This window comes from Bacillus alkalicellulosilyticus (assembly GCF_002019795.1).
GTDB classification, from domain to species: Bacteria; Bacillota; Bacilli; order Bacillales; family Bacillaceae_F; genus Bacillus_AO; species Bacillus_AO alkalicellulosilyticum.
Genome location: NZ_KV917381.1, coordinates 2,471,687 through 2,487,348, shown reverse-complemented (window position 1 = coordinate 2,487,348; position 15,662 = coordinate 2,471,687). Strand labels below are relative to the sequence as shown.

Annotated in this window: 15 protein-coding genes; 14 read left to right on the top strand and 1 reads right to left on the bottom strand. The window is 34.4% G+C overall.

Translation table 11 applies throughout. The annotated features are described in order from the left end of the window. Positions 1-33: 33 nt before the first annotated feature. The 4 genes from BK585_RS12560 (at position 34) to BK585_RS12545 (ending at position 4,332) form a co-directional block, all read left to right on the top strand. Positions 34-912 carry an AraC family transcriptional regulator gene (locus BK585_RS12560; RefSeq protein WP_078553754.1) on the top strand — a complete coding sequence of 293 codons (879 nt, stop codon included), beginning with the start codon at positions 34-36 and terminating at the stop codon, positions 910-912. Positions 913-1,098: 186 nt separating this feature from the next. Then, positions 1,099-1,605: a hypothetical protein gene (locus BK585_RS12555; RefSeq protein ID WP_078553753.1), complete on the top strand. Its 507-nt coding sequence runs from the start codon at positions 1,099-1,101 to the stop codon at positions 1,603-1,605. Between the two features lie 155 nt (positions 1,606-1,760). Next, positions 1,761-2,225 carry a hypothetical protein gene (locus tag BK585_RS12550; RefSeq protein ID WP_078553752.1) on the top strand — a complete coding sequence of 155 codons (465 nt, stop codon included), beginning with the start codon at positions 1,761-1,763 and terminating at the stop codon, positions 2,223-2,225. Positions 2,226-2,628: 403 nt separating this feature from the next. Further along, complete coding sequence (locus tag BK585_RS12545) at positions 2,629-4,332, top strand: methyl-accepting chemotaxis protein (RefSeq protein WP_078553751.1); 1,704 nt, start codon at positions 2,629-2,631, stop codon at positions 4,330-4,332. Positions 4,333-4,399: 67 nt separating this feature from the next. On the opposite strand, the gene BK585_RS12540 is transcribed toward BK585_RS12545, so the two are convergent. After that, positions 4,400-4,735 (bottom strand): hypothetical protein, encoded by a 336-nt coding sequence (locus tag BK585_RS12540; RefSeq protein WP_078553750.1) that lies wholly within the window; start codon positions 4,733-4,735, stop codon positions 4,400-4,402. Between the two features lie 135 nt (positions 4,736-4,870). On the opposite strand from BK585_RS12540, the gene BK585_RS12535 reads away from it, so the two are divergent. From BK585_RS12535 to BK585_RS12495, 10 genes are all read left to right on the top strand, one after another. Further along, on the top strand, positions 4,871-5,140 hold the full coding sequence (locus BK585_RS12535; RefSeq protein WP_078553749.1) for a hypothetical protein: 270 nt from the start codon (positions 4,871-4,873) through the stop codon (positions 5,138-5,140). Positions 5,141-5,155: 15 nt separating this feature from the next. Continuing rightward, positions 5,156-6,115 (top strand): hypothetical protein, encoded by a 960-nt coding sequence (locus BK585_RS12530; protein WP_078553748.1) that lies wholly within the window; start codon positions 5,156-5,158, stop codon positions 6,113-6,115. Positions 6,116-6,119: 4 nt separating this feature from the next. Continuing rightward, complete coding sequence (locus BK585_RS24045; RefSeq protein WP_170885573.1) at positions 6,120-6,284, top strand: hypothetical protein; 165 nt, start codon at positions 6,120-6,122, stop codon at positions 6,282-6,284. A 324-nt stretch (positions 6,285-6,608) separates the two neighbouring features. Beyond that, positions 6,609-7,445: a hypothetical protein gene (locus BK585_RS12525; protein ID WP_078553747.1), complete on the top strand. Its 837-nt coding sequence runs from the start codon at positions 6,609-6,611 to the stop codon at positions 7,443-7,445. A 1-nt stretch (position 7,446) separates the two neighbouring features. Then, positions 7,447-8,268: a hypothetical protein gene (locus BK585_RS12520; protein ID WP_078553746.1), complete on the top strand. Its 822-nt coding sequence runs from the start codon at positions 7,447-7,449 to the stop codon at positions 8,266-8,268. A 2-nt stretch (positions 8,269-8,270) separates the two neighbouring features. After that, positions 8,271-8,921 (top strand): ABC transporter ATP-binding protein, encoded by a 651-nt coding sequence (locus BK585_RS12515; RefSeq protein ID WP_078553745.1) that lies wholly within the window; start codon positions 8,271-8,273, stop codon positions 8,919-8,921. Further along, a complete protein-coding gene (locus tag BK585_RS12510; protein WP_078553744.1) occupies positions 8,911-9,564 on the top strand; it encodes a hypothetical protein in 654 nt (217 codons plus the stop codon). The genes BK585_RS12515 and BK585_RS12510 overlap by 11 nt, the downstream gene beginning before the upstream one ends. A 557-nt stretch (positions 9,565-10,121) precedes the next feature. Beyond that, positions 10,122-11,894 carry a GGDEF domain-containing protein gene (locus tag BK585_RS12505; RefSeq protein ID WP_078553743.1) on the top strand — a complete coding sequence of 591 codons (1,773 nt, stop codon included), beginning with the start codon at positions 10,122-10,124 and terminating at the stop codon, positions 11,892-11,894. 115 nt (positions 11,895-12,009) lie between these two features. Next, positions 12,010-12,411 (top strand): (deoxy)nucleoside triphosphate pyrophosphohydrolase, encoded by a 402-nt coding sequence (locus BK585_RS12500; protein ID WP_078553742.1) that lies wholly within the window; start codon positions 12,010-12,012, stop codon positions 12,409-12,411. A 111-nt stretch (positions 12,412-12,522) separates the two neighbouring features. Beyond that, on the top strand, positions 12,523-15,417 hold the full coding sequence (locus tag BK585_RS12495) for a DEAD/DEAH box helicase (RefSeq protein WP_078553741.1): 2,895 nt from the start codon (positions 12,523-12,525) through the stop codon (positions 15,415-15,417). Positions 15,418-15,662: the final 245 nt, after the last annotated feature.

Sequence of the window (15,662 nt, the reverse complement as noted above, 5' to 3'; positions counted from 1 at the left end):
CCGTTTACACTTATCTAGAAAGGAGGGATAACGATGGATTGGTTGGACCGGATGAACAACGCTTTGGACTATATTGAAACAAATCTAGCGGACAACATCTCTTATCACGAAATAGCGAAGAGAGCCTGTTGCTCTTCTTATCATTTTCAAAGAATGTTTCCATTTATTACTGGAGTTTCGTTATCTGAGTACATTAGGCGTCGGCGGTTGACGATGGCAGCATTTGAATTGCAAACCACAGATGCAAAGATTATTGATGTCGCTATGAAATATGGATACGAATCACCAGAAGCATTTGCACGAGCGTTTAAGAATCTTCATGGGACTACCCCAATATCTGCCCGTGTTAAAGGTGTCTCACTAAAAGCCTATCCTCGATTATCCTTTCTTATTTCAGTAAAAGGAGATGTCGAAATGAATTACCGTATTGAACAAAGAAGGTCTTTTGAAATGTTTGGTATTTATGGAGTTATTAATCAGGACATGAAAACCGCATTTTCTGAGGTTCCTCAATTCCGAAAAAAATGTGATGATGACGGCAGTGTGGGTTTAATGAACGGTTTACTTGGACGTTTTGGTGATACTTTATTGCACGCTGCTTTATATGACCATAACGGAGAAACTTTCAAGTACATGATTTGTTATTATTTGCCAAAGGGGATTGAGATTCCTGAGAGATTTACTACACTTTCTGTCCCAGAATTAACATGGGCCATTTTCACTGAACCCCAATGTAATTTGCCAAACCTTTGGGAACGAATCTATTCCGAGTGGTTTCCTACATCTGAATACGAACAAGTTGAAGCGCCTAGTTTTGAAATGTATTATGGCATGGCAGGGCATGAAACAGCAGAAATTTGGATACCAGTAAAGAAAAAACAGTTGTCTGACCCTAGTGACATGCAGGCATAATACTAAGAGATAATAGTTTAAAAGAGGAAATAAGAAAGAGGCATCCGGCAAAGGCTGCCTCTTTCTTGCAGTTCTAGAAAGCACTGTACCTGTATCATAAGTTAGCATTAAGTCTTAGAATGCTATCCAATATATGGTACAATGAGTTTAACATTAGTAATTTAATTCTTAAATCACGGGTGTTAAATGAATAAGATATCAGTTCATTTGTGCGAACGCAAAAACAAGTTTATAATCAATAATTTGTATCCTTTGTATTTACACGATTTAGCAGGGATTCGGAATGAACTACCAAATAAGTACGGTGTTTTTGAGGAGGATGAAGAATATCAGACCCTTGAACAACAAATATCTGTATTTGATGTTTGGTGGGAAAAAGAAGGTGTTCTATTTCCTTATCTAGTGACAGTCGATGATTTGCCTGCAGGCTTTATTTTTGTAGCTACGCCCCTGTATGTGTTTGGTAATTGTGATTTTATGATAAAGGAATTTTTCATTCTCAGACCATTTAGAGGGAAGGGAATAGGTGAATACGTCATATCAGAAATTTTCAATTTGTACCGTGGGAAATGGATGCTTTATACAGCACCGACGGATAAAAATTATAAAACAATAAGCTTATGGCGAAAGACATTAACACGATACACTAACAATCAATTTACTGAAGAAGATATTGAATTATATGGTGTATGATTTTCCAAGGTTTTCAAATTCAACAATTTACGGGAAGTAAAAAACTGCACCACCAATTAGAGGTATCTTCCAATTGGAGTTTATATAATTCACTTTATTAAAAAGATTACTTACAGAAATAGTCAAACAAATAAATAGACGTGGGAGATTATAAGATGGGCTGTTATTTAAAGAATAGAAAAACAATATTGTATTTATCAATTCTCATTATTGCCATTGTGCAGCTGGGATTTTTTAACATTATAAATCGACAATACTTACATATCGTCGATTTAGAAGTGTTTATCCCACTATTAGTTGGAGTTTCAGCCCATATTATACTTGTACTACTTGCTGAACAAATTAAAGAACAGATAGTGCGGATTATATTCACACTATCTGTTCTCATCCTTCTTGTTTTACCGATTATTTTTTATAACCAATTACCAGATTTTACTTATCAAGAAGCAATTAATCTCGTTCAAGAGAATGAAAAAATTAACGTTCAAGAAGAGAATAGAAAAGTGATTTATAATGAAAAATATAAGCCAGCTTTTTATGTTATAACTGGTGAACAAAATGGAATAACTAAAGAGTTTATTTTTGACCCTTTTGGTGGGGAATATAGTATTTTAGATTGACTTTTACCTTAACGGTTACGGTTTAATACGGTTAATCACTTTTTCTATTGTCATTTCTTCAGTTTAATTAGATAGTATTCATCTCCCACCAAACAAGAGTAATTATCCCCTGCTCCCCATCTATAAGCCTTTCGAAGCTTCTTCTATTTGTTTATTTTCCTTCTCACATTATAGATTTAAAATGTTCCAAAGGTAAATTAACATTAATTGGTGTCGAAAATTGTAGAAATTTATGAGATAATTATACTTTCAATATAAAACTATGTTAGTCTTCTAAAATGGGCAAGTTCAATAAAGCACATTTTAGCTCGGCATTATCACTTTTTAGATATATTATTACCCGAATATAACTAAAAAGGAAAGGGACTACATGATTTAAACAACTAGAATTGGAGGGATATATATGTCAATAGGTAAGAAATTGGTAATGAGTTTTGGGCTTATTATATTATTTATTGCTGGAATATTTGGTTTGGGGTGGTATGGGATTCAAAATGTAGAATCAGAGGCGAATAACATTGTAAACGATGCAGTTCCATTGTCTAATGCTGCAAATAATATTTTAACAGCATTAGTTAATCAAGAAACAGGAGTAAGGGGTTATTTGGTTACTGGTGATCCTGTATTTCTTGAACCGTATTATTTAGGATCGGAAGAAATTACTATGAGCCTTGAAATCATTGAGGCACACATTGATGGACATCCAATTATGGCATCATTAATAGATGAAGCGCTTCCTAAAATTGATGCAATTCAAGCGTTCTTTGAATCAATTATATGGCAAGTAGAAAGTGGAAATATTGAACAGGCTAGAGCTAACATTAATAATGGAAAAGAGCATTTTGATTCATACAGGGAAACACATACGTTAATCGTAGAAGATACAGAAAAGTTAACAAATGATGCTTGGATGAGAGTTAAGAATATTAGTAATCAAAGTGAAATTCTTATGTCGGTAGCATTTGGTGTAATTTTTGTTTTATCTATACTATTAATCTTATACCTTATAAAAATCATTTCTAAACCTGTTACACTGGTATCATCGGCACTAAAACAAATAGCAGATGGGAACTTGACAATCGATAAAATTCAGTTGAATTCAAAAGATGAAATCGGTGAATTAGCAAAGTCATTAAATACGATGATTGATGATATAAATGATACTATGTTGAAAACTAGTGAGTCAGCACATCAGGTTGCATCCGCATCTGAACAATTAACGGCTAGTGCTGAACAAAGTACGGAATCGTCAGAAATGCTTTCTAAAATTGTTCAAGATAACGCCATTGGTCTCGAAGAACAATTAACTAAAACCAATCATGTTTCAGCGGCTCTTACACAATTAGTGGAAAGTGTTAACAACATAAATAATAATAGTATAGATATGGAAAACTCTACAAACCATTCAACAGAGTATGTTAAAAATGGAATTGTCTCTATTGAAAATGTAGTTGAACGAATTAATGACATTAAAAAGTCATTTGAAACCATCTCTACGACTATAATCTCATTGGAAAGCAGATCTTCAGAAATAGGAAGTGTATTAAATATAATTACAGACCTTTCTGAACAAACGAACCTATTAGCGTTAAATGCTGCTATTGAAGCAGCAAGAGCAGGAGAACAAGGTAAAGGTTTTGCTGTTGTGGCTGATGAAGTTAGAAAACTAGCAGAAGAATCCAAGAAATCGGCTGGTCAAATTACAGTAATGATTGCTGATATTCAGTCTGAAACTCAAAATGCAGTTGGCTCTATTTATGATGGCAATGCAAAAGTTGAAGAAGGAATATCTTCGACAACAGAAGCTAGAGCGGCATTTGGCAAAATAGAAGAATCAATGACAGGTGTATCTAATAAAGTAATAGAGGTTGCCACATCAATTGAAGATATTAAGGAAATAACTCTGAAAATATCTGATGCTCTAGAAGAGGTGAAAGCAATAGCTGACAATAGTGTTACATCAAGTCAAGAAAGCTCGGCTGCCACCCAAGAACAGTTGGCAACAATGGAGGAGATTGCTTCTTCTGCTCAATCATTATCTTTACTAGCAGAGGAACTACAGCAATCAATCTCGAAGTTTCAAGTCAAAGGAATGCCGAACAACTAACAGATTCTATAACATATAAAAAAGACTAAACCGCTTACTCATTTGGTTTAGTCTTTTTTTTCAACACTTAATCGCCTTTTCTGATTGTTTCTAATGCTAATCGACCTTCTTCTGTTGTTGTAAAAGAATAGTTGATAGTTTCTCCCTCTTCAATTATTTCTAAATCGCCTATTGTTGTATCTGTAATTAGGTAGTATTCATCTACCCCGTCTTTATCCGTAATTATCACTTGGTCCCCATCAGCATAGCCTTTAAATACTCCTTTTAGTTGCTCTGTTAAGTGAATTTCAGTTAGGTTGTTCGGTTCTTGCGCTTCCTCCTCTGGTGTTGTAGAACATCCTGTAAGTATAAACAACGAAACAACAACTACGATAAAACTTACTTTAATGAAATGAAGACGCATATTGTATTCCCTCCAACATTATTTTTTTGTTCTTAATGAAGTAGACGATTTTTATTAAAAAGGGTTACAATATTTTTAAAAAAACATGCTATGACTTACGTATATTACGAAAAAATCACTAAGGGTGGCGAAATGGTGGATCAGACAGAGCGCTCTTATGAACTATATACCATTTATTTAGTCCGCATTTTTAAAAATCTAAACCATGATAAAGTAACGATGCAGTATGTAGATACGTTAGTAGAAGAGAGAGATAGAGAATTAGCGATTGTACTCCTAGAAAAACTCTTGCAACGGAATACCACATATAATCCTGCTAAGCGCCTCCTTGATAAAAAAACTAGGAGTAAAAATGAAGCCATGGGAAAAAGTTCAAATCTATTTTCCAACTTACTTAGAACATGATAGGGAGGTGTAATCATGATAAAAAAAACAATAAAAATTGATATACCTATATGGAATGACTATACAGAGGATTTACAAGGGTATCATATAGTGGATGCCTCGCTTGGACCACGGGGTGAAGTTTGTATACTTGCTGTTAATGATATCCCTGGTCGTATAGATGGAATGTTTCCACCTGTAAAAACAACTGAACAATATGACTATAAGGTCATTATTGATATGAACTTTCACAAGCAAATCGTTGAGATTAAGAACCAAAGATGGAATTATCATTTTGTACAACCGATAGAAGACAATCATATTTTGTTAGTTTGTGGCCGTTCCTACTATTACGAAGAAGGTAAATATGACTTAAATGCCAAAGTGTTTGATAGTAGTGGGGCGCATATTCGGCAATTTCTTCTTGGAGATGCGATTCAGGATATCTATGTAACAAAAGAAAATACCATTTGGACAAGCTATTTTGATGAAGGTATTTTTGGGAATTATGGTTGGGAAGACCCAGTTGGGAAGTCTGGACTTCGAGCGTGGGATCAAGAAGGAAATGCCATATACCACTATCCTAATAGTGGTCTAAATTTCATTAGTGATTGCTATGCTCTTAATGTAGTAGCCGATGAAGATGTGTGGTTTTATTATTATACTGATTTTCTAGTGGGAAGATATCATCACGGCGAATTCACATATTACAAACCAGATATTGAAGGTTCAGATGGATTCGTCCTGTTCAAGAATTATTTCCTTTTTAGAGGGGGCTATGAAAACCAAGATAAGTATCTACTCTATAAACTCTTTTCGAAAAATAGCCTAAGACGAAGTTGCTTTATATCGTTTAGTAATGAGGAAAAGAAGAATATAAAAGCTGACTATGTTAGCTGTAGAGGTTCAAAGCTATTACTTACTGAAGGGAAAACCGTGTATATAGTTGATTTGAAGGATATTGTAGATCATCTTTTAACTAGGAAGAGAGGCTAAGCTTTTGTTGGATGTATTAAAACAGAAACAATCACAATTACAAAATCCATTTCCTTATGCTGATATTGCTAGGATATATGATGACTTTGCCTCTGAATTCGAGAAATTGCCAGAAGAAAAAGACAGTCTGTCAGCTTTGAAAGATGGTGGCGGTTTCGCTCATTGCTAAGAGATAAGAGGGTGAGACAAAAGGTAACAACCTTTTGTCTCACCCTTTTTTCTTATTATGAAAATAGATGGAAGAGAAAAAAACGTGAAATAAAGGAAAAAAAACTTATGATGTAAAAATATGATAAATATTGACAAAAAATGTTTGATTTTTAATATTTTGTAGAATATAATTCGCTCATAGGGTACGAGTAACAATATTAAACAGAAGAGGAGCTATTTTGTAAATTTTCTTATTCTATGTTGAGGATATTATTACTAGAATACAAGAAAAAAGTACTTGTTCATATTTTTGATGTTTTTCATAGAAAGGTAGTGCCGTCCAATGTTATTGCGCTCAATAAATATGCAGCTTACGTTGATTCTAGAGAGAAAAGTAGCTACCGTAATCTTCTTTCTACTCTTTGGTATAATGCTTGCTAACTATTTTCAAAATGTGCTTACGTACAGTGGAACAGATATTGTAGATATGTATCATCCGATGAAACTACTCACACTTTCAAATTACAGTGAGTATAGTTTTTATTTAATGCAATATTATCCTTTACTAGTCGTAATCCCTGCAGGATTTGCTTTATATAATGATAAAACTTTAAATCAATTTATTTTTATACAAGCTAGAGTTAACGCCCGTAACTATTACTTAGGAAAGATAATTGTTGTCTTTTTGGTTACGTTTTTTGTTTTCACCGTACCATTCTTAATAGAAATTTTACTTAATATAATTGCTTTTCCAGTTAACGCAGTTGGAGACCCATCGAATTTTAGTATTTATGACAATTCATATATTGAAATAATGAGTATGTATTTACTTTCTGACTTATATACTTTATCTCCCTATTTATATGCTACTTTTTTTACTTTAGTATTTGGTGTGTTATCAGGTATTTTAGCCATTTTTACTGTGGCTGTTTCAACCTTTCCTATTAAATTCAAGGCGTTACTATTTTTACCGGTATATGTGTTGCTTTATCTGTTGGGAATGTTGAAACAACTGATACCCGCGATTTCGGTTGAAACGAATTACTTTTTTTATCTAGGATTTTACCATCCAATTTCTCGTGCATCGGAAAGTCTGCTTGTTTATCTTTCACTTTCCATCATGTTATTGGTTCTTGCAACCTCCATTATAGTCTATCAAATCAAAAAGGATGCCTTATAGAATGGGTAAAGCACTGATGACTTGTATAGGTGTAGCCATTGTTTGGGGGGCATTCCAAGCGATATTCTTTCTCGGATTACGTGAGGAAATAGTGCTGTCTGATATTATCATAGAGTTTAGTTTTTCAAATGTAGATATCATACTCGTATATTTAATTGAGGTATCAATTAGGCTACTGCCATTATTGTTATTCCAAATCTTATTCGGAACGTATATATATAAACACTTTTGTACAGCCAGCATTTATTATTTTTCACGTTGCCATAATCGAATAAAGTGGTTTATGAAGGAATGTTCTAAACTATATCTTTTAGCTTTTATTTATCCATTGATAATGGTTAGTTCAGGAACTATGGTAACAAGTATAACGAATGACGTTGTATTTGATATGGGATCAATTATTCTGTTAGTCTATTTTGTATTCATTTATTCGTTTTGGCTTTTTTTAACGGCGCTTCTTATGAATGTAATTGCTATTAAGGTTGATAGTAGTTTAGGTTTTATGGTTATCGTTGGTCTTCAGTTGGCTAGTGTTGCATTGTTGATTTTGTGGGAAAATGTGTTGCCATTAGTCAATACAGACTTGTTAGAGAGAAATACTTCCTTGTTACAAATAAACCCCATTTCACATCTAATATTAGCTTGGCACAGCAGTACGATAGAAGTTGTAAATGACAAGATAAATCATTTAACCATTCATTTTGACTTAAATAACTCTGTATTCGTTTTATTGTTTATATGTGTAGTTGTAGTAATGTTTGGGTGTTATGTGGTGAAAAATCAACAATGGATTACATTTAATAAGGAAAGGGGAGGGATTTAGTTATGTTAGTGGTAAAGGGTGTAAATAAATCGATTAATCATAACCTCATTTTATCAAATATAGAGTTGACGCTAAAACCGGGAGTGGTATATGGTTTTGTAGGTAGAAATGGGTCAGGTAAAACCATGTTATTCAGAGCTTTATCCGGCCTTATGAAAATAGATTCTGGTGAAATTATTTATCAAGATAAACGGCTACATAAAGACTTCCCGGTTTTGCCGAGGTTAGGCATAACGCTTGAGAACGCTGGTCTATATCCAGAATTTACAGGGTTGAAAAACCTTCAATTGTTAGCAAAGTTAAACAAAATCATAGGAGATGAAGAGATTAAAGATGCGATTAGAAGGGTAGGCCTAGATCCTAATGATAAACGCATCTATAAAAAATATTCGTTAGGGATGAAACAAAGAATTGTATTAGCACAGGCTATCATGGAAAAACCTGAAGTTATTATGTTAGATGAACCTACTAATTCATTAGATGAAGTTGGAGTAAGTCAAATCCGCCAAGTTATTAAAGAAGAAAAGCAACGAGGGGCCATGATTTTGCTAGCTAGTCATAACAAAGAAGACATAGAATTACTTGCTGATGATGTGTTTTATCTTGATAAGGGTCGATTGGTAAACAATGAGGTGCTAAAGCATGCTGAATAAAACATTATTTACAATCATGACGATAGCGCTTGTAATAGCAGTTGTGGTTGGAGTTTTCTTCCGACAAACTTATACAAACGTTACAGCCGACTCAAATGGGATGGAGAATTTCTCGGTAGCACTATGGGATTTTGACATATCACCTAGTCTAATTGAAGCGATGAGGGAAGACCTACCAGAAAGTAATTTCATTATTCGTGCTAAATCAGATGGGGAAAAGGAATTTACGTTTAGAAATAACACACAGTTTGTAGAAATTTTAGAAGTTTACCGAGGCGAAGGCTTAGATATAGGAGAGCGAATTGGAATTACATCACACAGATGGTTATTTTTCTTTGACGATATGACGGCGAACGTAAGCTTTATAAATGTGATGCAACCTGGTGAGGAATATTTGATATTTTTAGAAGAAGAAATTGACTTGGTTCAGAAAAAAGATAGATTATTTGTAGTACCTGAATTAATTGTTTCACCTATTTTTAATTACGAGGATAAAAGTCATACCATTATTAATGTGCCTGAAGAAAATCGATATGTGCCATATAAAGATGTTAAAGGGAACGAATTTTTTGTAAGTTCAGAAGAAGCACTTGAGGCATTAATGGATGTAAAACATGAATTGTTAGAGCGATACCCGAGATAAAATATAACTAGGATCAAACACAGAAAAAAAGATCCTCACAAACACTAGATTGTAATGATGAATAAACTTCCGAGCAAGAGTACCAATCTTGCTCTTTTTTAATTACTCAATTGGAATTGGTTTTCCGTCCATACCTCCTTAAATTGTTATACTGCTCGATTTTCCATTTATGCAAAAGGTTGCATGTCCTCGATGGTGATGTATTGTTCTTAATTAACAATGTTGTATTTTTATATTGGCTATAAAAATTTCATAAATAAAAAGAAGCGTAAATGAAATTTATGTTATGATTAAAATCAGTAATTTTTGAAGTGTTTAGTATGTCATTTACGCTTGTTAATATAGTAATTTTTCATTTAGAAGTGGAATGACATTCTTTGATATAAGTCTATATTCATAGTATAATAGACCTATACTTTAGTTGAGAAGGAAAGCTTTAAACTAAAGTGAAAACTAAAGTAGTAAGGTTGTCAAAGGAAAAAATTTGATTATTTACATCGGGATTTGGTTAGTCTGCTTAGAGTGGTATTAATGGAAACACATAGGAGGATACTATCATGAAGAATAACATAACTAGAAAACTCACACACCCATACCTTCTACTTAAAGTTTTTATATTAACAGTATTGTTGTTAAGTACTAGTCCTATTATTGTATCAGCAGATTTTAAATGGGACATCAAAGATATAGAAGGACGTATTTATAAAGACACAGAGTATAAGGATGTATTAGAGAGATTTCATCAAGACAAAGAAGTGATGAAGCAAGACAATCCTAGTTTGTACTATTATGTAAGTGGGATAAACGACATTGTCGAAAATAACTTTCAAAAGGCTGAAAATAACCTACTAGAAGCTGTTGCATATAGTAGGGCTGAAAAATTAATTGAGATTGAAATCGCATCATTAAAGCAATTAGTTGTTATAAGTGATTTTTATATGGATACGGGACGATTGTTGGAATATGGTTCACGTTTACTTGAAATAGCTGAAGAATACAATGACCATGAGACAGAAATGTTTTCTTATAAAGTACTTGCGACAGTAATGGGTATAACAGCTAATGGCGAAAAAGCATTAGAGTACGTTGAGATAATAGCAACACTAGCTTACGAATATGATAGTCCAGTGTATGGTGCGGTCCATCATATGTTAGTTGGGCATTTCTCGTTTTTTTATTTAGATTTAGAGAAGGCGTTAAGTTCCTATGAAGAGGCAGACAAATGGTTTGAACAAAGTAACGATGTTGAAGCGGCTAATATGCAAACCTTAAACAGAGCACATATTCTTCTTACGAAAAGTTTTCTTTTCCGAGGGGACATGAATAGCATCTTACAGGAGATGGATTTGCTAATAGAAGAAGCAAAAAAACGGTATAACCATGCGAGTATTGTCTATAATTTATACGTTATAAAAGGTCAAATTCAACAACAGTTTGATTTAAAAGAAGAGGCTATTCGTACCCTTGAAGAGAGTAAATTATTATTTGACAAAATAAACCATGTTGACAATGCAAATGATATTAGAAATTGGTTACTGCTTCATTTAGCAAATGCATATTATCAAAATGAGGATTATAAGGAGTCCGCTGATATGTATAGTGAGGTGGCCGTTGTAGACCTAAGTCAAGACCACTTAAAGAACATGGATGATGTAACTGCAAAATTACGTGAATTTCTAGAAAGAGATTTGAATAATCAAATTATTACGTTAACGGAGTTGAAAGAAGCACAAAATAAAGCGTTAATTCAACAACGTATTATACTTTTGTTTTCTGTTATTGGATTTTTTGTCTTAATAAGAGCGTTTGTTGTAAAGCGGAGAGAGCATAGAAAAGTCACTAATCTCAAAGATAAATTATTTATTCAATCGATTACCGATAACTTAACAGGGGTATATAACCGCAAGCATATATTCGAGTTGTTAGATTCATCAGAGGAAGGAACTGTAATAGCCCTCATTGACATTGATAATTTCAAATTAATTAATGATAAGTTAGGATACTTAGTTGGAGATGAAGTATTGAAAAAAGTGGTCCAAACAATTAAAGATTCAATACGCGAGGGAGATGTCATTGGTCGATACGGTGGGGAAGAGTTTTTACTTCTATTGAAAAATACAGAGATTGAGGATGCTATAATCATCGTTGAGAGAATACGAAAAAAAGTCGAAGAAATAGAGTGGGATTATGAGGGCTTGATTACAACGATTAGTATCGGTGTGTCGGAAAGATCAGATTACTCTACAGAAGAAGTGTTTCGACAAGTAGATAACCTTGTTCATGAAGCAAAAAGAACAGGTAAGAATAAATTAACGTACAAACATGCTTAAGTGGAACGTTATAATCAAGCAAATGTGGATAATTATTCAATGGTAAATTATAATTATAAACGAGTATTTACTATAATGAATTAGAGCGAACTTTTAGGTAAGTGGAGGAGGAACCATGAAAAGAAATATCCACGTTGTGGGTGCCGTGATTATAAAGAATGAAAAAATCTTATGTGCGCAAAGAGGCCTAGGTAAGGTATTGCCTTTACTGTGGGAGTTTCCGGGTGGGAAAATTGAAGAAAATGAAACCCCTCAGGAGGCACTTCGTCGGGAAATTCATGAAGAGATGCATTGTGAAGTTGAAATTGGGGAGAAGGTCGAACATACCGTTCATGAATATGACTTTGGCATTGTTCACTTGACGACATATTATTGTCAAATGCTCAAGGGAGAGCCTGTTCTTACTGAGCATGTAGCGATAAAATGGTTAGCTCCAGATGAACTTCACTCGTTGGAGTGGGCACCGGCTGATATCCCAGCGATTGAAAAGCTTTCTAGGCTTCCATTAGGAAACTAATGCTGTCCAAGCTACTCGATATTTCGGGTGGCTTTTTTCTTATCATCTATTGAACTGATATTCAAGCAGTAGTAGAATAAACGTATTGAATTGGAAATGGTTGGTGATTATATGGGTACTTTTATTCAAAGCTTAGAATCATCATTATATAAAGGATTTATAAATCGGGAAATTGGTAAGGCCGGTAATTATAAGCCGACATTGTTAGTAAACAATCCGAAAACCAATCAAAATGTTCTTTCCTCTTTACTAGAAGAACTAGAGCAAAGTAAATCGTTTATTTTTTCGGTGGCCTTTATTACGGAAAGTGGACTGGCAACATTAAAGTCTCATTTGCTAGACCTTATGCAAAAAGGAATCACAGGAAAAATTGTGACATCTACCTTTCTCAATTTTAATCAGCCCAAAGTGTTTCGAGAACTTCTTAAGATTACCAATGTCGAAGTTAGACTAACTAATTTACAAGGTTTTCACTCGAAAGGCTACATTTTTGAGCACGATACCTACTATTCTCTTATTGTCGGCAGCTCAAATTTAACGGCACATGCACTGAAGGTGAATTATGAATGGAATGTTAAGCTTACCTCTCATGAGAATGGGGACATTGTCCATCATTTTAAAAATCAATTCGACGAAGTGTGGGAGCAATCTCAGCCTTTATCCGACGAGTGGGTTACTCAATACGAGTTAACGTATAAGCCGGTTGATTATAGCAAAATGGGAGAACAGGTCATTGAGCTTCCAGCTAAATATCCAATCAATTCGATTGAGGAAGCACTTAAAATTGAGCCTAATAAAATGCAGCAGGCAGCGCTTGAACAAATTCAAGCAGTTCGGGAAGCGGGTCATGACAAAGGCTTAATCATATCCGCGACAGGTACAGGGAAAACGTATTTATCAGCTTTTGATACAAGAAGATTTGCGCCAAAACGAATGCTCTTTGTCGTTCACCGTGAACAAATTTTAAATAAAGCAAAGTCGGATTTTATGAACATTCTTGGTGGAATAGAAGAGGACTTTGGGATTTTATCAGGGACAAGTAAGCAATCAAACGCCAAATATCTTTTTGCGACGATTCAAACGATATCAAAAGCAGAAACCCTTCATTGGTTTGATAGAGAGGCATTTGATTATATTTTAATTGATGAGGTTCATAAAGCCGGTGCAAAATCGTATCAAACCGTTATCGATTATTTTAAACCAACGTTTCTTATGGGAATGACAGCGACTCCAGAACGTACGGATGATTTTAATATATATGAGCTGTTTGATTATAATATCGCCTATGAAATCAGGTTACAGGAAGCGCTTGAAGAAGATATGCTTTGTCCGTTTCATTACTTCGGGGTAACGGACCTTGAAATAGATGGTAAGGTTATTGATGATACAACGGTTATCGAAAACCTTGTAACAGATGAGCGAGTAAATCACATCATTGAGAAAATCAATTATTACGGCTTTTCTGGAAAGTGTGTCAAAGGCTTAATTTTTTGTAGTCGAAAAGAAGAAGCGCATCAACTTTCAGGCATTTTAAATGAAAAAGCATTCCGCACAGTTGCTCTGACTGGAGATGCCTCTCCGCAAGAAAGGGAAGCTCAAATAAAACGACTTGAAGGCGGAGAATTGGATTACATTATTACTGTAGACATTTTTAATGAAGGGATTGATATTCCTTGTATCAATCAAGTCGTCATGCTAAGGCAAACTCAATCTAGCATTATCTTCATTCAACAGCTAGGAAGAGGGCTTAGAAAGCATGATTCAAAAGAGTTTGTTACAATTATTGATTTTATCGGAAATTATAAAAATAATTACTTAATCCCAATTGCGTTATCAGGTGATAAATCACAAAACAAAGACAACATTAGACGAAACACAAAAGATACAAGCTATCTAAAAGGCGTTTCTACGATCAACTTTGAGGAGATTGCAAAAAAACAAATCTTCAAGGCGATAAACAACACAAAATTAACAGCACTTAAGATTTTACGAGACGCGTATACAGAATTGAAAAATAGAATGGGTAGAGTGCCACACCTACAGGACTTTTTGTCCAATCATTCGATTGACCCCGTTGTCATTATGAGTGAGTATCCAAACTACTATCAATTTCTACAAAAGATAAAAGAAGAGGTTCCAGCTCTTACTTATTATGAAAATAGTGTTCTTACGATGCTTTCTTCAGAAATGGTAACCGGGAAACGGAAGCATGAAATCATCTTATTACAGCTGTTGCTAAAAATCGGTCAGGTGGAATATCAAACGTTTATGGACAAGCTGGAACAGTCTCATTGTCGAACAGACCAGGCTACAATACAATCGGTTCTCCGTGTGTTAAACCTGTCCTTCTTCAATCAAACGAGCAAAAAGAAGTATGGGGATATGCCTGTAGTTACGTTAAGCGAAGAGAGAATATTTTCATTTAATGAAGCAATTTGTAAAAGTTTAAATGAAAACGATTATTTTAGGTTTCTTGTTGCAGATGTGGTGCAGACAGCTGAAACCAAAAGTAATCTTTACGATGAGGAGATCCCTCTTACTCTTTACCAAAAGTATTCTCGTAAGGACACTTGTAAGCTGTTAAACTGGGCAAACGATGAAACAGCAACGATGTTTGGTTATAAAACCAAGCATGGCACATGTCCGATTTATATTACGTATCATAAAAAGGACGAGGTCGAATCGAGTGTCAACTATGGCGATGAATTCTTGAGTCCAGAAGTTGTAAGATGGTTTACCCGTAGCAACCGGACACTACAATCAGAAGAGGTCCGAACGATTATCAATGCCGTTGAAAATGAGATAGACCTTCATATCTTTGTGAAAAAAGATGATGATGAAGGAACAGACTTCTACTATTTAGGAATGGCTACACCTGATAAACAAAGTGTGGAACAATCGACGATGAAAAATGATAAAGGCAAAGAAATCCCGGTTGTCACAATGAACCTGATGATGGAGCAACCGATTGATAGTAAGTTATATCATTATTTGATTAGGGACTAGTACAAAACTAGCTAAACATTAACAATGGATTCATTCGCTACAAATCCCGTTGCGGAAATAACCATTCACAACGGGATTTAATAGATTATGGAGGTAACTCTGTCTGAAGAAAGGGCAAAGGTAAAGCATCTCTACATGGTGTTTTCTACCAAATGTCAAAAGGTGTACCGAAGAATAACAGACTGTTTTCCACTTCTCTAGTTGACTTTCTTTATTTCAAGTGTTAAAGTCAAACGTATTATAGA